17 protein-coding genes and 1 pseudogene are annotated in these 18,753 nt (G+C 68.3%); 1 reads left to right on the top strand and 17 read right to left on the bottom strand.

What is annotated here, in order from left to right:
• Window positions 1–43: 43 nt before the first annotated feature.
• The 11 genes from OC490_RS15300 to OC490_RS15250 form a co-directional block, all read right to left on the bottom strand.
• A complete protein-coding gene (locus OC490_RS15300) occupies window positions 44–2,908 on the bottom strand; it encodes a DEAD/DEAH box helicase (protein ID WP_262058461.1) in 2,865 nt (954 codons plus the stop codon).
• An 86-nt stretch (window positions 2,909–2,994) separates the two neighbouring features.
• Entirely contained in the window at window positions 2,995–3,957 is a 963-nt protein-coding gene (tatC, locus tag OC490_RS15295) for a twin-arginine translocase subunit TatC (protein ID WP_262058460.1), read from the bottom strand.
• A 48-nt stretch (window positions 3,958–4,005) separates the two neighbouring features.
• Window positions 4,006–4,287, bottom strand: a complete 282-nt coding sequence (gene tatA / locus OC490_RS15290) for a Sec-independent protein translocase subunit TatA (protein ID WP_262058459.1) — start codon at window positions 4,285–4,287, stop codon at window positions 4,006–4,008.
• A gap of 260 nt (window positions 4,288–4,547) precedes the next feature.
• Window positions 4,548–4,742, bottom strand: a complete 195-nt coding sequence (locus tag OC490_RS15285) for a hypothetical protein (RefSeq protein ID WP_262058458.1) — start codon at window positions 4,740–4,742, stop codon at window positions 4,548–4,550.
• 19 nt (window positions 4,743–4,761) lie between these two features.
• Window positions 4,762–5,064, bottom strand: a complete 303-nt coding sequence (locus tag OC490_RS15280; RefSeq protein WP_262058457.1) for a hypothetical protein — start codon at window positions 5,062–5,064, stop codon at window positions 4,762–4,764.
• Window positions 5,061–6,086 carry a helix-turn-helix transcriptional regulator gene (locus OC490_RS15275; protein WP_262058456.1) on the bottom strand — a complete coding sequence of 342 codons (1,026 nt, stop codon included), beginning with the start codon at window positions 6,084–6,086 and terminating at the stop codon, window positions 5,061–5,063. The genes OC490_RS15280 and OC490_RS15275 overlap by 4 nt, the downstream gene beginning before the upstream one ends.
• A gap of 19 nt (window positions 6,087–6,105) precedes the next feature.
• Window positions 6,106–7,059: a helix-turn-helix transcriptional regulator gene (locus OC490_RS15270; protein WP_019066121.1), complete on the bottom strand. Its 954-nt coding sequence runs from the start codon at window positions 7,057–7,059 to the stop codon at window positions 6,106–6,108.
• Between the two features lie 130 nt (window positions 7,060–7,189).
• Complete coding sequence (locus OC490_RS15265; RefSeq protein ID WP_200715030.1) at window positions 7,190–7,561, bottom strand: FKBP-type peptidyl-prolyl cis-trans isomerase; 372 nt, start codon at window positions 7,559–7,561, stop codon at window positions 7,190–7,192.
• Between the two features lie 93 nt (window positions 7,562–7,654).
• Window positions 7,655–8,662, bottom strand: a complete 1,008-nt coding sequence (locus OC490_RS15260) for an FKBP-type peptidyl-prolyl cis-trans isomerase (protein ID WP_262058455.1) — start codon at window positions 8,660–8,662, stop codon at window positions 7,655–7,657.
• A 141-nt stretch (window positions 8,663–8,803) separates the two neighbouring features.
• On the bottom strand, window positions 8,804–10,165 hold the full coding sequence (gene pafA / locus OC490_RS15255; RefSeq protein WP_043681683.1) for a Pup--protein ligase: 1,362 nt from the start codon (window positions 10,163–10,165) through the stop codon (window positions 8,804–8,806).
• 9 nt (window positions 10,166–10,174) lie between these two features.
• Complete coding sequence (locus tag OC490_RS15250) at window positions 10,175–11,434, bottom strand: MFS transporter (RefSeq protein WP_262058454.1); 1,260 nt, start codon at window positions 11,432–11,434, stop codon at window positions 10,175–10,177.
• A 99-nt stretch (window positions 11,435–11,533) separates the two neighbouring features.
• Here OC490_RS15250 and OC490_RS15245 point away from each other — a divergent pair, with 99 nt between their 5' ends.
• Window positions 11,534–12,550, top strand: coding sequence for a LacI family DNA-binding transcriptional regulator (locus OC490_RS15245; protein ID WP_262058453.1), 1,017 nt, complete (start codon window positions 11,534–11,536; stop codon window positions 12,548–12,550).
• A gap of 77 nt (window positions 12,551–12,627) precedes the next feature.
• On the opposite strand, the gene prcA is transcribed toward OC490_RS15245, so the two are convergent.
• The 6 genes and pseudogenes from prcA to arc all read right to left on the bottom strand — a co-directional run bounded on the left by prcA (window position 12,628) and on the right by arc (window position 18,524).
• Entirely contained in the window at window positions 12,628–13,383 is a 756-nt protein-coding gene (gene prcA / locus OC490_RS15240) for a proteasome subunit alpha (protein WP_262058452.1), read from the bottom strand.
• 69 nt (window positions 13,384–13,452) lie between these two features.
• The gene (gene prcB, locus OC490_RS15235) at window positions 13,453–14,298 is read right to left on the bottom strand and encodes a proteasome subunit beta (RefSeq protein ID WP_262058451.1); all 846 of its coding nucleotides are present in this window, start codon (window positions 14,296–14,298) and stop codon (window positions 13,453–13,455) included.
• Window positions 14,250–14,441 (bottom strand): annotated as a pseudogene (locus OC490_RS15230) (endonuclease domain-containing protein); the annotation flags it as partial. The pseudogene OC490_RS15230 and the gene prcB, both read right to left, overlap by 49 nt.
• A gap of 185 nt (window positions 14,442–14,626) precedes the next feature.
• Complete coding sequence (locus OC490_RS15225) at window positions 14,627–14,845, bottom strand: ubiquitin-like protein Pup (protein WP_033283731.1); 219 nt, start codon at window positions 14,843–14,845, stop codon at window positions 14,627–14,629.
• A 155-nt stretch (window positions 14,846–15,000) separates the two neighbouring features.
• Complete coding sequence (gene dop / locus OC490_RS15220; protein WP_262058450.1) at window positions 15,001–16,512, bottom strand: depupylase/deamidase Dop; 1,512 nt, start codon at window positions 16,510–16,512, stop codon at window positions 15,001–15,003.
• A 245-nt stretch (window positions 16,513–16,757) separates the two neighbouring features.
• Entirely contained in the window at window positions 16,758–18,524 is a 1,767-nt protein-coding gene (gene arc / locus OC490_RS15215; RefSeq protein ID WP_262058449.1) for a proteasome ATPase, read from the bottom strand.
• Window positions 18,525–18,753 lie beyond the last annotated feature (229 nt).

The following is an 18,753-nucleotide window of genomic DNA, read 5'->3' as shown; positions in this document are numbered from 1 at the left end:
GGCGCGACCAGCCCCCACACACCCGCAGCCGCCAACGAACCCGTCACCCCACAGACGAGTACGCCACCACTCCCCGCAGCAACAGATCAACAGCCTTACGCGCATTCTTCGCCACAGTAGAAGTCGCCTCCCCACCGGAAACCGGCGCCGCAGCCGAAATCTGCCCCAGCACGTCAATCACCTGCTTGCACCACCGAACGAAGTCCCCGGCCGGCATCTCCACCTCCCGAAGCACCTCGTCCAGCCCCTTCCCGCTGGCCCACATGAACGCGGCCCAGGCGAAGCCGAGATCAGGCTCGCGCTGCCCGACGCCCTCGGTCTGGGTGATCCGGAAATCCTCCTCCAGGGCGTCGAGACGCCCCCAGATCCGCACCATCTCCCCCAGCGCGGCCTTGGCCGCACCGGACGGCACCTTCGGCGTCGTGGCGTCGTCACTGACCCGTGCCTCGAACACCAACGCCGAGACGCACGCGGCGAGTTCGGCAGGGGCAAGCCCCTCCCAGACCCCCTCGCGCAGACATTCGCTGGCGAGCAGGTCGAGTTCGCCGTAGAGCCGGGCCAGCCGCTTGCCGTGCTCGGTGACCTCGTCGCCGCGCAGATAGTCCAGCTCGGTGAGGAGCGCGACGATCCGGTCGAAGGTCCGGGCGATGGTGTTGGTCCGCCCCTCGATCCGCCGCTCCAGCTGCGTGGTGTCCCGCTGCAGCCGGTGGTACCGCTCGGCCCAACGAGCGTGGTCCTCACGGTCGTTGCACCCATGACACGGATGCGCCCGGATCGCCGTACGCAACTGCGCGATCTCCCGGTCGTCCGCGGCCTGCGAGCGCTGCTTGCGGGCCCGCTCCGGCGGGATGTGCCCGGCCTTGGTGCGCAGCGCGGAGGCCAGGTCCCGACGGGACTGCGGGGAACGGGGGTTGAAGGACTTCGGGATCCGCATCCGGTCCAACGCCTCGACAGGCACCGGGAAGTCCATCGACGCGAGCCGCTTGACCTGCCGTTCGACCGTCAGGACGAGCGGACGCGGGCCGTCGTGCTGCTCGAAGCCGCGGTGGCCGTTGGACCGTCCGGCGGGCAGGCCCGGGTCCAACACCAGTGCCAGGCCCGCGTACTTGCCGGTCGGGACGTGGATGACGTCTCCCGGCTTGAGCTTCTCCAGGGCGACGGCGGACTCTGCGCGCCGCTGTGCCACGCCCTGCCGGGCGAGCTCGGTCTCGCGGTCCTTGAGCTCGCGACGCAGCCGCATGTAGTCGTCGAAGTCGCCCAGGTGGCAGGTCATGGAGTCCTTGTAGCCCTCCAGGCCCTCTTCGTTGCGCTGCACCTGCCGTGAGATCCCGACGACCGACTTGTCCGCCTGGAACTGCGCGAAAGAGGTCTCCAGGAGTTCACGCGAGCGGTGCCGCCCGAACTGCTCGACGAGGTTGACCGCCATGTTGTACGACGGCTTGAAGCTGGAACGCAGCGGATAGGTGCGGGTGCCGGCCAGTCCAGCGAGGTGCTCGGGGCTGATCCCGCGCTGCCACAGCACGACGGCGTGGCCCTCGACGTCGATGCCGCGGCGGCCGGCCCGGCCGGTCAACTGGGTGTACTCGCCGGGGGTGATGTCGGCGTGCTGCTCGCCGTTCCACTTGACGAGCTTCTCCAACACCACAGAGCGCGCGGGCATGTTGATACCCAGTGCCAGGGTCTCGGTGGCGAACACGGCCTTCACCAGACCGCGCAGGAACAGCTCCTCGACGACCTCCTTGAACGTCGGCAGCATGCCCGCGTGGTGGGCCGCGATGCCGCGCTCCAGGCCTTCCAACCACTCGTAGTACCCGAGGACATGGAGGTCCTCGGACGGAATGGACGCGGTGCGCTCCTCGACGAGGGCACGCACCTTCTCCCGCGCCTCGTCGTCGTTGAGCCGCAGCCCGGCGTACAGACACTGCTGTACGGCGGCCTCGCAGGCGGCTCGGCTGAAGATGAACGTGATGGCGGGCAGCAGACCTTCGCTGTCCAGCCGCTCGATGACCTCGGGGCGTCCCGGTGTCCACACCTTCGAACGCGATCTGCGCTCGCGCTCCCGGTCGGCCTCACGCATGGCACGGCCACGCTTGCGGTCCTGGTAGGACGGGCGCTGCGCCTCCATGCGGGCCAGGCGGGTGAGGTCGGGGTTGACGGCCTTCTTGTTGCCCTCGCCCTCCTCGAAGAGGTCGTACATCCGCCGCCCTGCCAGCACGTGCTGGAACAGCGGCACCGGCCGGTGCTCGGAGACGATCACCTCGGTGTCGCCGCGGACGGTGTCGAGCCAGTCACCGAACTCCTCCGCGTTCGACACCGTCGCCGAGAGCGAGACCAGGGTCACCGACTCCGGGAGGTGGATGATCACCTCTTCCCAGACTGCGCCGCGGAAGCGGTCGGAGAGGTAGTGCACCTCGTCCATGACCACATAGCCGAGGCCGAGGAGGGTCTGTGAACCGGCGTACAGCATGTTCCGCAGGACCTCGGTGGTCATGACGACCACCGGTGCCTCGGAGTTGACGCTGTTGTCGCCGGTGAGCAGGCCGACCTTGTCCGCGCCGTAACGGCGGCACAGGTCGGCGTACTTCTGGTTCGACAGTGCCTTGATGGGGGTCGTGTAGAAGCACTTCTTGCCCTGCTGGAGGGCTAGGTGGACGGCGAACTCGCCGACGATCGTCTTGCCGGAGCCGGTGGGCGCCGCGACCAGCACGCCCTTCCCCGCTTCGAGCGCCTTACAGGCCTCGATCTGGAAGGGGTCGAGACCGAAGTCGTACATCTCGCGGAAGTCCGCGAGCGCGGTGGCCTGCTCGGCTGCCCGCAGGCGGGCTGCCGCATACCGCTCGGCCGGGGAGAGGTCCTCTGTCATCGTGCTTTCGAGCGTACCGGGCGCCACTGACAACAGGACGATCATTATCCGTTCCCATAGGTCCTCCACACACGGAGACCGGCCGCCCGCGCTGCGGGAACGGCCGGTCTCGGCGGAGGTAGGGAAGGTGATCAGGTCACGTCGTCGTACCCGTTGACCCGGTCCGAACCGGTGCCGCCCGCCTGCTCGGGCAGGGCTGCCCGGCCGGCCGAGACGGCTTCGACGTCGCCGATGTCCTCGGGGGTGAGGTCCAGGTCGGAGGCCTCGTCGTCGGCCGGTCCCGCCTCGTCGCGGCGGCGCTTGCGCCGGTCGTTGAGCAGGGAGAAGACGACCGCGCCGAAGTACAGCACCCAGATCGGCCCGGCCAGCGCGAGCATGGTCAGCGGGTCGGTGCTCGGGGTGGCGACGGCGGCGAAGACCGTGATGCCGAGGATCATGGCGCGCCACCAGCTGAGCATCCGCTTGCCGGTCAGCGCACCCGTGAGGTTGAGCATGATCAGCAGCAGTGGCAGCTCGAAGGAGAGCCCGAAGACCAGCACCATGCGCGTGACGAGGTCGAGCAGGTCGTCGAGCGGCAGCAGGTTCTGGACGCTGCTCGGCGTGAAGCCGATCAGGACCTTCGCCGTGGTGGGCAGCACCCTGTACGCGAAGTAGGCGCCGCCGAGGAACAGCGGAACGCCGGTACCGACGAAGGAGAGCGCGTACTTCTTCTCGTTCTTGTGCAGGCCCGGAGCGACGAAGCCCCACAGCTGGTACAGCCAGACCGGGGAGGCCAGTACGACACCGGCCATCAGGGACACCTTCAACGCCAGCGTGAACGGCGTCAGCAGACCGTTGATCGTGATCTGCGCGCACTGCTGGGTCTTCTCGGTCGACTTCGACAACTGCTCGAAGTTCTGGGAGCAGCCGACCGAGTGCAACACCGGCTTGGTGATGATGTTGACGATGTCGTTGTAGAAGAAGGCGGCCACGCAGGTCACCACGATGATGGCGAGCATCGCCTTCGCGAGCCGGTTGCGCAGCTCACGCAGATGGTCCGCGAGGGGCATCCGCCCCTCGGGGTCCTTCTCCTTCGTGCGGGCAGACTTAGGCAACCCACGTCCTCATCTCGTGCGGCAGGCCGGGGGCGTCCCGGCCCTGCGTCAGCGCTTGGTCGTGTCCGACGGCTCGGTGACGGGGCGCGAGCTGGTCACGTCGCCGGGGGCCGCCTGGATGGTGCGCTGCACGGGCTCGTCGGTGTTCGGCGGGCCGGCGGGGGTGGGCGTGCTGTTGCCCTCTTCCTTCATCGCCTTGGCCTCGCTCTTGAGGATGCGGGCGGACTTGCCGAGGGAACGGGCCATGTCCGGAAGCTTCTTCGCGCCGAAAAGCAGCACGATGACGACGAGGATGAGAATGATCTCGGGAGCTCCGAGCCTTCCGAACATAAGTCTTTACCTTCTCACCGAGGCGGCTGGGGTGGGGGTGCTGTCCGATGGGTCGGACATCTGTCCGACCTTCGTGCTGCCAGCGATCGTAACGCTCGGGGGTAAACGTCAGGCAATCCCCGTGCGTACTCCCGGTCCGCGCTCCGGGCCTCGTTATCCGGACCGCGATCAGCAGCGTACCTGCCCCCACCGACAACGTGACAGGGCAAAGTGACGCGAAGCGCATCAGGCGCGCAACTCACACCCCACGCATACGTGACTCACAGTGCGTCGACGGAACGGGCCGTCGCCACGGCCGCCCGTTCCAGGTCTTCGGCCGCCCTGTTGATGCGCTGCGCGGCCTCCGTGACCTGGCGTCCGAGCCGCTGCGCCTCCAGGAAGACCCGGACGGCGAGCACGCCGAGCACGGCGAGACCCAGAAAACCCACAGCTACCGCGACCATCGCCCAAACCATGGGGCGAGCCTAGACCCTGCTAGCCGACGGAGGTCAGCCGCAGGGTCCTGACCCCGCCGCCGGTGAGCAGCTCGACGATCCGCTCGCCCGCGGGTTTGCGGACGGCGGCGCCGCAGTCGGGGCAGGTGAAGGAGTAGAACGTGGTGCGGCTGGTGGCGCCGATGGCGAGGCGCAGGGCGCTCGCCGCCAGTTCGAAGTTGCCCCGGCAGTCCGGGCAGCCCGCTCTGAACACGACGGGCATCACGTTCTTCATCCCGGCGAAGGCGGCGGCCACCGTCATCTCCTGGACACCCGGGACACCGGACATCGTCGACTCGCTCACAGCTCCTGCTCCTGCCTGTCGTCAACACCGTGCACACCGTCAACCACGCTCTGCGGTCCGTCGTACGCAGCCAGTGCCTCGCGGGCGGCGCGGCGGGCGCTGTCGGCGAGATCGCTCGGGGAGACGATCCGGCCGTCGCGCCCGAGCCGCAGGGCCAGGCGGCGCAAGGACGTCGGGTCGGGGGTGCGCAAGGTAATACGCAACCCGCCGTCGGGAAGCTCATCAGCACTGTCGTGCGGGTAGTACTCGGCGACCCAGCGCCCGCCCGGGCCGACCTCGACGACGACCTCGGGGTCCTCGGCAGCGGGCTGCACCAGCGCCTCCGACAGGTCCCGCAGTTCGATCTCGGGCGGCGCGGACGGCTCGTCGAGGATCTTGATCTCGGCGACCCGGTCGAGGCGGAAGGTACGGCGTGCCTCGGAGCGGCGGCACCAGGCCTCCACGTACGTGTGCCCGACGCTGACCAGCCGGATGGGGTCGATCTCACGCTCGCTCAACTCGTCGCGTGCTGGCGAGTAGTAGCGGATCCACAGCCGGCGCCGCTCCGAGATCGCCCGGTCGACGTCCGCGAAGACCCCGCCCTCGGACTCGAAGGTCACCGACAGGCGTGCGCTGGCCCCGGCCGCCTCACCGGCCGCTGCCTCCACCTTGGCGGTGGCCCGCAGCAGCGCCTGCCGGTCGCTCTCGCGCAGACCCGGGAGGGTCGATACGGCGCGGGCGGCCACCAGGAGCGCGGTCGCCTCGTCGGCGGCGAGCCGGAGCGGTTCGGCGACGTCGTCCGGGTTGTGCCACCAGATGCGGTCGCCGTCGGTGTCGATGTCGAGCAGGTCACCGCCCCGGAAGCTGGTCCCGCACATGGGCAGTACGTCGAGGTCGGAGACCAGCTCGTCCTCGGTGATCCCGAAGGCACGCGCGACATCCTCGACGCGTGCTCCGGGGCGCTCCTTGAGATAGGTCACCAGGGAGAGCATCCGCCGGGTCTGGTCGATGGCGTTGACGGGCCTGACCGGTTTGCCTGCCACAGTTCTCTTCCGCTCCCCCTCAGCCCTTGGCCACGGCACGCAGCCGGTCCACCACGTCGGCCCGCAGCTCGGCGGGCTCCAGGACGACCACGTCCGGCCCGAACTCGACCAGCCAGGCGTCCAGTCCGTGGCCGTACGGAATCTCCAACTCGTCCCAGCCGTCCCCGAGTTCCCGAACCGCCGCGGCTTTCGCCCGCAGGGGGTACCCGGAGCCCGTGCGCAGCCGGATCAGGGCGGAGCGGTCGGCGGTCTCCCCCGCCCAGCTCGCGACGGTCTCGCGCACGGTGACGACATCGGGTACGTCCGCGGTGAACCGTCCGTTGCGGGAGCGCACCTTGCCGGTGATCCGGGAGAGGCGGAAGACGCGTTCGGCACCGCGGTCCCGGTCCCAGCCGGCGAGGTACCAGTGGCCGCGCCAGCACTCAAGGGCCCACGGCTCGACGCTGCGCGTCTCGGGGCGGGCGGCGGTGGCCTTGCGGTACTCGAACACGACCGGCCGACGGTCCCGGCAGGCCAGCATCAGCGGCTCGAACGACGCCTCGTGCACCGGAATGCGAGGCTCCAAGGCGCCGTGCGGCTCGTACGGGTCGAGGTCCTCGGGCATTCCGGCGGCGCGCAGTTTCTGCAGGGCGCCGCTGGCCGCGCCGGCGAGCCGGGCCTGCTGCCACACCTTCGCGGCGAGACCGAGGGCGGCGGCCTCCTCGGCGTCGAGGGTGATGGGCGGGAGGCGGTTGCTGTCGCGGCGGGCGAGATAGCCGACCTCGCCGTCCAGGTTCTCCACCGTCTCGATGACCAGCCCGAGTTCGCGCAGATCGTCCTTGTCGCGCTCGAACATCCGGTTGAAGGAGTCGTCGGACCCGGCTTCGAGGTAGGCCTCGATGGATTCCCGCAGCTCACGCTTGCTGAGCGGCCGCCGCGTCCCGAGCAGACACAGCGCGAGGTTCATCAGCCGCTCGGCCTTGGCAATGGCCATCGACGCCCTTCGCCTTCCTCTGTACTTACGAACGATGACCGTACCGCCCCGAGATGGCCTGACAAAAGCCGAGGGCCCATGCCCGAGCAGGCATGGGCCCCGGGTGATCGGGTCCGGTCGGATCCGGTGATCAGACGGCGACGAGGTCGACCACGAAAATCAGGGTCTCGCCCGGCTTGATCGCCGGGGTCGGGCTCTGGTTGCCGTAGGCGAGGTGCGCCGGGATGGTCAGCTGGCGACGGCCGCCGACCTTCATGCCCTGCACGCCCTGGTCCCAGCCCTTGATGACACGGCCGCCACCGAGCGGGAACTTGAACGGGGTGCCGCGGTTCCAGCTGGCGTCGAACTCCTCGCCGGTGCTGAAGGCCACGCCCACGTAGTGGACGGTGACGTTCTGGCCCGACTTCGCGACCTCGCCCTCACCCTCCCAAAGGTCCTTGATCTCCAGGTCGGCCGGGGGTGCGCCCTCCGGGAAGTCGATCTCGGGCTTCTCGATGCTCACGTCTCTAGCTCCTGCTTGTGTACGACAAGGCAACTCGGACAGTCTCGCATCCCGGCCGCGCGGATGCGTCGGCCAGGCTCTTCACCCGCGGGGCTACATCGCCGCCAGGATGTCGACCGAGAACACCAGGGTGTCGCCCTTCTTGATGGCGCCGCCGCTGGGCGGGTTGTCGCCGTAGGCCAGGTCGGCGGGCGCGACGATCAGGACGCGGCTGCCGACCTTCTTGCCGGTGACACCCTGCGCCAGGCCCTTGACGACCGACTCCATCTGCGAGATCGCGAACTGGCTCAACCGGCCCTGGGAGTACGTCGATTCGAACTGCTTGCCGGTGCTCCAGACCACGCCCTCGAACTGGCACAGGATCGTCTGGGACGCCTTGACGACGGCTCCGTCGCCCTCCAGGACGTAGTTCGACACCAGCTTCTTCGGCGGGTCCACCTTCGGGACGGTGACCGAGGGGGCCTTGCCGTCGGTGTTCGTACCGACCTTGGGCAGTGCGCTGTCGGACTGGGCGACGGCCTTGCCCTTGGCGGAGCTCTTGATGTTGAAGGCGTCCTGCACGTCGATCACGAAGACGAGCGTGTCGGTGCCCTTGATGCCCGCCTGACTGTTGCCCGCGGTGCCGTATCCCCAGGTCGGCGGGATGGCCATCTCGACCCGGCTGCCGACCTTCCGGCCCGCCAAGCCGTAGCGCCAGCCGTCGATGATGCTGCCCTGGGCGAGCTGGATGACCAACGGGGTCTTGCGGTCGTAGGAGTTGTCGAACACCTTGGCCGTCGACCAGATCTGGCCCAGGTAGTTGACCTGGACGAAGTCGCCCTCCGCGACCGCCTTGCCGCTGCCCGCGATGACCGTCTTGACCGCGAGGTTCTTCGACGGATCGCCGGTGCCCTTGGCGACGGTCGGCTTCTCGTCGAACTTCGTGCCCGCGGTGATCGCCGGCACCGGACCGTCCACGACCTTCGGCGGCGGAGCGGTCGTGGCCGAGGCGGACGGCGACGGCGACGCGCTGGCCTTGCTTGAGGAGGAGTCGCTGTCACCGCACCCCGCGAGCGTCACAAGTCCTGCGGGAACAGCGATGAGAAGGGAGCGTCGGCGCACGGTGAAGGCCTCGTATCGGTCGATCTTGTTGATGGCGTGCGCGCAACTCTACGGCGTGGCACGAGCCCCGTACGCGAAACGTACGGGGCCCGTGTGGCGTACCGAATATGTATCCGGACATCGGTATCCGGACGCTTTTGCCTACATTCCGGCGATCAGTTTCTCCACCCGGTCGTCCACGGAACGGAACGGGTCCTTGCACAACACCGTGCGCTGCGCCTGGTCGTTGAGCTTGAGATGGACCCAGTCGACGGTGAAGTCCCGCCGCTGTTCCTGGGCCCTGCGGATGAAGTCGCCGCGCAGCCGTGCCCGAGTGGTCTGCGGCGGAACGGACTTGCCCTCGAAGATCTTCAAGTCGTTGCAGATCCGGGCGGCTTGGCCCTTCCTCTCCAGGAGGTAGTAGAGCCCTCGGCGACGGTGGATGTCGTGGTACGCGAGGTCGATCTGGGCGACCCGCGGGTGGGACATGGTCATGTTGTGCTTGGCCCGGTACCGCTCGATCAGCTGGTACTTCATGACCCAGTCGATCTCGGTGCCAATCCGGTCGAGGTCCTCGGCCTCGATCGCGTCGAGGGTGCGGCCCCACAGTTCGAGGACCTGCTCGACGGTGCCGGTACGGATGCCGCGGCGATCGACGAAGTCCACGGCCTTCTCGTAGTACTCGCGCTGCACCTCGATCGCCGAGGCCTCGCGACCGCTGGCCAGACGCACCTTGCGCCGGCCCGTGATGTCGTGGCTCACCTCACGGATGGCCCGGATCGGGTTCTCCAGGGTCAGGTCACGCATCACCGTGCCCGCCTCGATCATGCGCAGCACCAGGTCGGTGGCACCGACCTTGAGCAGCATGGTCGTCTCGGACATGTTCGAGTCGCCCACGATGACGTGGAGACGGCGGTAGCGCTCGGCGTCCGCGTGCGGTTCGTCGCGGGTGTTGATGATGGGCCGGGAACGCGTCGTGGCCGAGGAGACGCCCTCCCAGATGTGTTCGGCGCGCTGGCTGACGCAGTACACGGCGCCGCGCGGGGTCTGCAGTACCTTGCCCGCGCCGCACAGCAGCTGACGCGTGACCAGGAAGGGGATGAGGATGTCCGCGAGCCGGGAGAACTCGCCGTGCCGTGCCACCAGGTAGTTCTCGTGGCAGCCGTACGAGTTGCCCGCCGAGTCGGTGTTGTTCTTGAAGAGGTAGACGTCGCCCGCGATTCCTTCCTCGTGCAGGCGTCGTTCGGCGTCCACCAGGAGTCCTTCGAGAATGCGCTCGCCGGCTTTGTCGTGGGTGACCAGTTCGGTCACGTTGTCACATTCGGGGGTCGCGTATTCCGGATGTGAGCCCACGTCGAGATAGAGCCGGGCGCCGTTTCGCAGAAAGACATTGCTGCTGCGGCCCCATGACACGACACGGCGGAAGAGGTACCGAGCCACCTCGTCGGGAGACAGACGTCGCTGTCCCCTGAACGTACACGTGACGCCGTACTCGTTCTCCAGCCCGAAAATGCGGCGGTCCATGAGTGAACATTACGCCCGATCCCCTGTGCTGAAACGGGGTTCGACCGCTCGGTTTGGATCATTTTCCGATGAAGCCGCAACGACCGCTCCCCCGGCGGGAGCTGCGAGGACCCGCCCGGTGGCCAGCAGGACCAGCAACGACACCGCCCCGGCCGCCCCCGGCACGGCGAACCCCCACAGGGCCCCACCGGCCTCTACGACCGGCCCCGCGACGCCCGTTCCGACCGACGCGCCCACGGTGAACGTCGTCACAAGCCAGGAGAAAGCCTCGGTGACCGTCCCTTTCGGGGCATGCCGGTCCACGATGATGAACGCACAGGCAAGAACGGGCGCGAGGAACACCCCGGCGAGCACGGTCAGCAGCACCATGGCGACCGCGCCCGGCATGAGCATCAGCGGCAGGTAACACACCGCCAGCAGCCCCACCAGGACCCGGAGTCGGCGCTCGGGCGTCCCGCTCCACTGCCGCGCCCCGTAGACCGTCCCGCCCAGCAGCGCGCCCAGACCGATGGCCGCCATGAGCCACCCGTACACCACGTCACCGCCGTGGCCGTCCGCGTACGGCACGGAGGCGACCGTGATGGACCCGAGCGCCATCCCGACGAACAGGAACGCGCCCAGCAGCGCCAGCAGCCCCGGCGAGCGCAGGGCGCCCAGCCAGTGCGCCGCACGCGGAGCCGACCGCCACGCGCGCGAGGGGGGCGACACGACCACGGAGAGGGCGCCCAGCACCCCTATGACGTTCAGCACGAGCAGCGCCACCGGGGCGGACCACAGCGACACGAACACCGTCACGAGCAACGGCCCCACGGTGAACATGACTTCCTGCGCCACGGCGTCCATGGCGTACGCCGTGTGCACCTGCTCCTCCCGGCGCAGCACGGCCGGCCACAGGGCACGCAGACCGCCCTCCAGGGGCGGCGCGAAGAGGCCCGCGGCGGCCACGGCGACATAGGCGAGCGGAAGCGGATCGGTGCCCCAGCAGGCGAAGACGGCCATCCCGAGGGCGGAGAGGACCGCGGCAGGCAGCTGCACACGCGGCTGTCCGTGGACGTCCACCAGCCGGCCGAGGAGGGGCTGCCCGACCGCGTTGGCGATTCCGTAGACGGCCGCCAGCGCCCCGGCGAGGCTGTAGGTGCCGCCCTCGGCTCGGATGAAGAGCACGATCGCGATCGCGGCGGTGGCGTTCGGCAGTCGGCCGACCAGCGTGCCCACCAGCAGACGAGTGGCGTGTCGCGCCCTGAGGATCTCCAGATATCCCACGGCCATGCCCCACCCTCACGTTTTACGTATAACTTCCACCGTCATACGTACCATGTGCCCTGTTCACGAGTCCAGACGAAGCACAGCCGAAGGAGCAGCCCCACGGTGGCACGAGGCAGCACCCGCCCCACGAGCCGCGACGTCGCCCGGGCCGCGGGGGTGTCGCAGGCCGCCGTCTCGCTGGTGCTCGGCGACAAATGGCGAGGCCGGGTCTCGGAGACCACCGCCGAACGCGTCCGGGAGGCCGCACGCGACCTGGGCTACCGCCCCAACCTCGCGGCCCGCAATCTCAGGCTGGGACGCACCCGTACCGTCCTCCTGGTCGTCCCCGCGCTGACCACGGAGTTCTTCGCCGGCGTCTACACCGGTGCCGCCCGCGTCGCCGCCGAACACGGCTTCGGGGTGGTCCTCTACCCCTCTCCCGAGGGCATCGGCCCCGCCCGTGACCCCTTCGCCTCCGCCCAGGCCGCCCTGGACGGCGTCATCGCCTCCTCCATGGCCGCCGACGCCCTCACCGCGATCCGCGGCGACCAACTGCCCCTGGTGATGCTCGACAGCGACCCGGAGGGCAGCCTCGGCGCCGCGACCGTCAACCTGGACATCGCCGACGGCGTCCGCCAGGTCGCCGACCATCTGCTGGCCCTGGGCCACCGCCGCTTCCTCCACCTCGCCGCGGACATCCCGTCCTGGACCTTCGAGGTACGCGCGCGTGAACTGGCCGCACGCGTCGGCGAGTTCGAGGGCACCACGATCCGTACGACCCGCGCCCCCATCTCGATCGAGGGCGCCCTGACCGCCGCAGAGGCCGCCCTCTCGGCACCGGGCCCCCGGCCCACCGCGCTGGTCTGCGACGACGACAAACTCGCCGCCGGCGCCTACAAGGCCGCCCGCCGCCTCGGCCTGCGCATCCCGGAGGACGTGTCGATCACCGGCCTGGACGACCTCGCCCTGGCCACCGCCCTCGACCCGGAGCTGACCACCGTCCGCCTCGACGCCGAACTCTTCGGGGAACACGGCATGCGCGCCCTCCTGGCGGTCCTGGACGGCCGTGTACCGGAGGAGGGGGACATCCCGGTGGAACTGGTCGTACGAGGCTCCACGGCGCCGCCGGGCAGCCCCTGACGCCCCGCTACGCCCGTGCGCCCCGGCCGATGACCGGCCGGGGCGCACGAAGGGCTAGGAGCTGAGCGAACGTCGGCTCACTTCTCGGCGTCGTCCTCGCCGTCGTCGTCGGACTCCGCCGAGGCGTCCGCGTTGGCACTGTCGAGCAGTCGGGACAGCTCGCCACCGACGATCCGCTTGAACTTGCGGGCCTGCGGGCGGGTACGGTCCAGCACCGCGACCTCCAGGCGCTCGGCGGGGATCTCCCGCTCGGTGCCGTTGGTGTCACGGGACAGGGACTGCACGGCCAGCTTGAGCGCCTCGGCGAGGGTCATGCCGTCACGGTGACGCTGGTCCAGATAGGTACTGATCGTCTCCGCGTTGCCACCGACCGCGACCGAGCCGTGCTCGTCCACGATCGAACCGTCGTGCGGCAACCGGTAGATCTGATCGCCGTCTGACGTGTCCCCGACCTCCGCGACGACCAACTCCACCTCGTACGGCTTCTCGGCCGCACTGGAGAAGATCGTGCCGAGCGTCTGGGCGTAGACGTTGGCGAGACCGCGGGCGGTCACATCCGCACGGTCGTAGGTGTAACCGCGCATGTCGGCATAGCGCACGCCGCCGATCCGCAGGTTCTCGTACTCGTTGTATTTTCCGGCTGCCGCGAACCCGATCCGGTCATAGATCTCGCTGAACTTGTGCAGCGCACGGGACGGGTTCTCGCCGACGAAGACAATGCCGTCGGCGAACTGCAGCACGACCAGGCTGCGGCCACGGGCGATGCCCTTGCGGGCGTACTCCGCCCGGTCGGCCATGGCCTGCTGGGGTGAGACATAGAACGGCGTCGACACCGGTATCCGTCCCTCTCTTTAAAGTTCCGTCGAAGTCACTGGATCACCTTGATGAGAACGGGCCCGCGGTCAGAGCAGCGCGGCGCGCGGGCCGTCGGGCTGCTGCAGTCGCCGCTCCAGGATCGAGGCGGCGATCTCGGAGGACTCGTCGTCGGTGAGCCGGCGGAAGCCGTCCTCGGTGATCACGGTGACGATCGGGTAGATCCGGCGGGCCACATCGGGTCCACCGGTCGCCGAGTCGTCGTCAGCGGCGTCGTAGAGGGCCTGCACCACGAGGGTCGTGGCCTCGGACTCGGTCAGTCCGTCGTGGAAGAGCTTCTTCATGGCGCTGCGGGCGAAGACCGAGCCGGAGCCGGTGGCCGCGTAGCCCTGCTCCTGGGAACGGCCGCCCGTCACGTCGTAGGAGAAGATGCGGCCGACGCCGCGGTCCACGTCGAAGCCGGCGAAGAGCGGGACCACGGCCAGGCCCTGCATGGCCATGCCGAGGTTGGAACGGATCATGGTGGACAGTCGGTTCGCCTTGCCCTCCAGGGAGAGTTGGGCGCCTTCGACCTTCTCGAAGTGCTCCAACTCCAGCTGGAAGAGCCTGACCATCTCGACGGCGAGGCCGGCGGTGCCGGCGATACCGACGGCCGAGTACTCGTCCGCCGGGAAGACCTTCTCGATGTCCCGCTGTGCGATGACATTGCCCATGGTGGCCCGTCGGTCACCGGCGAGCACCACGCCACCGGGGAACGTGACGGCGACGATGGTCGTGCCGTGCGGGGCCTCGATGACGCCCTGGGTGGGCGGCAGTTGCCGGTTGCCCGGGAGCATCTCCGGCTGGTGGTCGGAGAGGAAGTCCATGAAGGACGACGACCCAGGCGTCAGGAAGGCAGCTGGCAGACGCCCGGTGCTACGAGTGTTGGCTTCCACGAGGATCCTTCCAAGTAGGCGGCAGCCCGACGAACAGCGTCGGGATCATCTCCCAACTTGCCGATGGCCGAATTGCAGTTGAAGCACAGTACGCAACGGACCCTACCCGTCTCGTGGCAGTGATCCACATGAACGGCGGAGGCATTCCTTTACCGCTCGGAATACCGCTCCGAACGCGGCCGGCTCTCCCCGAATCGCACGCGATTCGTGCGCTCCGATGCGAGGACTGCGTGCGGCTTGGTCCCACCGCACCGCACGCAGCACTTCATCTTCGCCTCGCCCGCCACCACGCCACCCCGTTCACCTTCGAATTGAAGGACAGAGCGACCTACTGGCCGCCCTTCTGAACGAAGGACCGCACGAAGTCCTCGGCGTTCTCCTCCAGGACGTCGTCGATCTCGTCCAGGACGGAGTCCACGTCGTCGCTCAGCTTCTCGTGGCGCTCCTTGAGGTCGTCGGTCGCCTGTGCTTCTTCGACCTGCTCTTCGACCTCCTCCGTGGAGCGCGTCGCCTTCTGCTGTCCGCCGCCGGTGTCCTTGGTCGCCATAACCCTCACCCCGCTCGGTTCGACGTTCTTGATCAGACCCTACTTGCAGGGACTGACATCGGCCCCGCAGTTCCTACAACGTACGGCGGCCACCTCGATGATTCCCGGCCACCGGACATTCCACCCTGTCCGGAGCCCCGGGCCCGAGGGTCCTGTCAGCCGCCCGACAGGACCCTGACCAGGTCTTCCGCCGTACGACAGCGGTCCAGGAGCTCCTTGACGTGATTACGCGTTCCGCGAAGCGGTTCCAGGGTTGGGACGCGCTGCAGCGAGTCCCGGCCCGGGAGGTCGAAGATCACGGAGTCCCAGGAGGCCGCCGCGACATCGTCGGCGTACTGCTCCAGGCAGCGTCCGCGGAAGTACGCGCGCGTGTCCTCCGGAGGCGTCGTACGCGCCCGCTCGACCGTGTCCTCGTCCAGCAGCCGCTTGATGCGACCGCGGGCCACCAGACGGTTGTAGAGGCCCTTCTCGGCCCGTACGTCCGCGTACTGGAGGTCGACCAGCTGCAGCCGGGCCGCGTCCCAGTCGAGGCCGTCCCGGCGCCGGTAGCCCTCCATGAGCTCCCGCTTGGCGACCCAGTCCAGCTCGCCGGCCAGGCTCATCGGGTCGTTCTCCAGGCGGTTGAGCGTGTCCTCCCAGCGGGCGAGGACGTCCTTGGTCTGGTCGTCCGCGTCGGAGCCGTAGCGTTCCTCGACGTACTTGCGGGACAGCTCGAAGTACTCCATCTGCAGCTGGACCGCGGTGAGTGTCCGGCCGCTGCGGAGGGTGACCAGGCGCTTGAGGGTGGGGTCGTGGGAGACCTGGTGGAGGGTGCGGACCGGTTGGTCCACGGCCAGGTCGACCGCGATGAAGCCGTCCTCGATCATGGAGAGAACCAGGGCGGTGGTGCCGAGCTTCAGATACGTCGAGATCTCGGAGAGGTTCGCGTCGCCGATGATCACGTGCAGGCGGCGGTACTTCTCGGCGTCCGCGTGCGGTTCGTCGCGGGTGTTGATGATCGGGCGCTTGAGGGTGGTCTCCAGACCGACCTCGACCTCGAAGTAGTCGGCGCGCTGGCTGAGCTGGAAGCCGTGCTCGTGCCCGTCCTGGCCGATGCCCACGCGGCCGGCTCCGGTGACGACCTGTCGGGAGACGAAGAAGGGCGTCAGGTGGCGCACGATGTCCGAGAAGGGGGTCTCCCGCTTCATCAGGTAGTTCTCGTGCGTGCCGTAGGAGGCGCCCTTGTTGTCGGTGTTGTTCTTGTAGAGGTGGATCGGCTGGGCGCCGGGGAGTTGGGCGGCCCGCTCCGCCGCCTCCGCCATGATGCGCTCGCCGGCCTTGTCCCACAGAACGGCGTCCATGGGGTTGGTGACTTCTGGAGAGCTGTACTCCGGGTGTGCGTGGTCGACGTAGAGACGCGCGCCGTTGGTGAGGATGACATTGGCCAGGCCGATGTCCTCGTCGGTGAGCTGGGTGGAGTCGGCGGCCTCCCGGGCGAGGTCGAAGCCTCGCGCGTCCCGCAGCGGATTCTCCTCCTCGAAGTCCCAGCGGGCCCGCCGGGCCCGGTGCATCGCCGCCGCGTAGGCGTTGACGATCTGGGACGAGGTGAGCATGGCATTGGCGTTGGGGTGGCCGGGGACGGAGATCCCGTACTCCGTCTCGATGCCCATTACTCGCCGTACGGTCATGCGGCCCTCCTTGCCCGGCGGCGCCCTCGGTCGGGGGCGCCGCTCAAGTACCGCTGGCGCTCCGGTGCGTGTGCGGTGCCCGTCCCCGCACTGCGCGACTCGGCGGTACCGAAGAGCCTAGAACGGCTTTGCGCTGGTGGGGAGATCATTTGCGTCATTGCCTTGCGCGCCCCTTGTCGCGGTCATGGCCTGAAAAACAGTTGGCTGCGGGTACCCGCATAGGGCACCCGCAGCCACCCTGCTTTTTACAGGTACTGACCGGTGTTCGCCACCGTGTCGATGGAGCGTCCGGTGTCGGCGCCCTGCTTGCCGGTGATGAGCGTACGGATGTAGACGATCCGTTCGCCCTTCTTTCCGGAGATCCGGGCCCAGTCGTCCGGGTTGGTGGTGTTGGGCAGGTCCTCGTTCTCCTTGAACTCGTCCACGCACGCCTGGAGGAGGTGCGAGACGCGGATGCCCTTCTGCTTGTGGTCGAGGAAGTCCTTGATGGCCATCTTCTTGGCCCGGCCCACGATGTTCTCGATCATGGCGCCGGAGTTGAAGTCCTTGAAGTAAAGGACTTCCTTGTCACCGTTGGCGTAGGTGACCTCCAGGAAGCGGTTCTCCTCGGATTCCGTGTACATGTGTTCCACGGCCGTCTGGATCATGCTCTGGACGGTGGCGGTCTTGTCGCCGCTGTGCTCGCCGACGTCGTCGGGGTGGAGCGGGAGGCGTTCGGTGAGGTACTTGCCGAAGATGTCCTTGGCGGCCTCGGCGTCGGGACGTTCGATCTTGATCTTCACGTCCAGGCGGCCGGGGCGCAGGATGGCGGGGTCGATCATGTCCTCGCGGTTCGAGGCGCCGATGACGACCACGTTCTGCAGGCCTTCCACGCCGTCGATCTCGGCGAGCAGCTGGGGGACGATGGTGTTCTCCACGTCCGAGCTGACACCGGATCCGCGGGTGCGGAAGAGGGATTCCATCTCGTCGAAGAAGACGATGACGGGTGTGCCCTCGCTGGCCTTCTCACGGGCACGCTGGAAGACCAGGCGGATCTGCCGCTCGGTCTCGCCGACGTACTTGTTGAGGAGCTCGGGGCCCTTGATGTTGAGGAAGAAGCTCTTGCCGGTGGCCTGACCGGTGACCTCGGCGACCTTTTTGGCCAGCGAGTTGGCGACGGCCTTGGCGATGAGCGTCTTTCCGCATCCGGGAGGCCCGTACAGCAGGACGCCCTTGGGCGGCCGCAGTTCGTGCTCCTTGAAGAGGTCGGGATAGAGGTACGGCAGTTCGACCGCGTCGCGGATCATCTCGATCTGGCCGCCCAGACCGCCGATCTGCTCGTAGCCGATGTCGGGGACCTCTTCGAGGACGAGTTCCTCGACCTCGCTCTTCGGGACGATCTCGTAGACGTAGCCGGAACGGGGTTCGAGCAGCAGGGCGTCGCCGGGGCGGATGGTGATGTCCAGCAGTGGCTCGGCGAGCCGTACCACCCGCTCCTCGTCGGTGTGCCCCACCACGAGGGCGCGTTCGCCGTCCTCAAGGATCTCCTTGAGGGTGACGATGTCGCCGACGCGCTCGTACTCCATGGCCTCGACCACGTTGAGCGCTTCGTTGAGCATTACTTCCTGGCCGCGGCGGAGCTCTTCGAGATCCACGCTTGGGCTGACGTTCACCCGCAGTTTGCGGCCGCCGGTGAAGATGTCCGCGGTGCCGTCCTCGTTGGCCACGAGGAAGACACCGAAGCCGGCCGGCGGCTGTGCGAGCCGGTCGACTTCTTCCTTGAGGGCCACGATCTGGTCGCGGGCCTCACGGAGCGTGTTGGCGAGTCGCTCGTTCTGGGCGGACACCCCGGCCAGATTGGTCTGCAGCTCGACGATCCGCTCTTCGAGAATCCTCGTGTGTCGCGGAGAGTCGGCGAGCTTACGTCGCAGGACGGCGATCTCCTGCTCAAGGTAGGCAATCTGCCCGGACGGGTCGTCGGACCCTCGTCCCGGGCGGATGCCGCGGTTCATGTCGTCGTCGTGGGCTGCCACGGTCCTCACCTCCTCCAAGGGGAGCTGGACGCTTCCAGACCCTACCTGGGTGGGTGTCGATTGAAACCCCTAGATCACAAAGACTGTCAAGGTGTGTCGTCGGTCACCCTGCGCTCTCCCTCACGCCGTCTGGATACCCACTCAACGTGATTCAGAAGCCGACTGTTCCAAGGGTGGGTCGGTCAAAATCCTTCATGGGGGACGTGAGTTGCCGTGACGGCGGGTTCGG

Origin of the sequence: Streptomyces sp. STR69 (assembly GCF_024519455.1) — a bacterium.
Taxonomy (GTDB): Bacteria; Actinomycetota; Actinomycetes; order Streptomycetales; family Streptomycetaceae; genus Streptomyces.
Note: the sequence above shows the minus strand (reverse complement) of the source record. Positions and strands in the feature narration are given on the sequence as shown.

Coding starts and splice junctions, on each gene's coding strand:
- OC490_RS15300 (WP_262058461.1), bottom strand. CDS start 2,908: ATGATCGTCCTGTTGTCAGTGGCGCCCGGTACGCTCGAAAGCACGATG.
- tatA (WP_262058459.1), bottom strand. CDS start 4,287: ATGTTCGGAAGGCTCGGAGCTCCCGAGATCATTCTCATCCTCGTCGTC.
- OC490_RS15285 (WP_262058458.1), bottom strand. CDS start 4,742: ATGGTTTGGGCGATGGTCGCGGTAGCTGTGGGTTTTCTGGGTCTCGCC.
- OC490_RS15270 (WP_019066121.1), bottom strand. CDS start 7,059: ATGGCCATTGCCAAGGCCGAGCGGCTGATGAACCTCGCGCTGTGTCTG.
- pafA (WP_043681683.1), bottom strand. CDS start 10,165: ATGGACCGCCGCATTTTCGGGCTGGAGAACGAGTACGGCGTCACGTGT.
- OC490_RS15250 (WP_262058454.1), bottom strand. CDS start 11,434: ATGGCCGTGGGATATCTGGAGATCCTCAGGGCGCGACACGCCACTCGT.
- OC490_RS15225 (WP_033283731.1), bottom strand. CDS start 14,845: ATGGCGACCAAGGACACCGGCGGCGGACAGCAGAAGGCGACGCGCTCC.
- dop (WP_262058450.1), bottom strand. CDS start 16,512: ATGACCGTACGGCGAGTAATGGGCATCGAGACGGAGTACGGGATCTCC.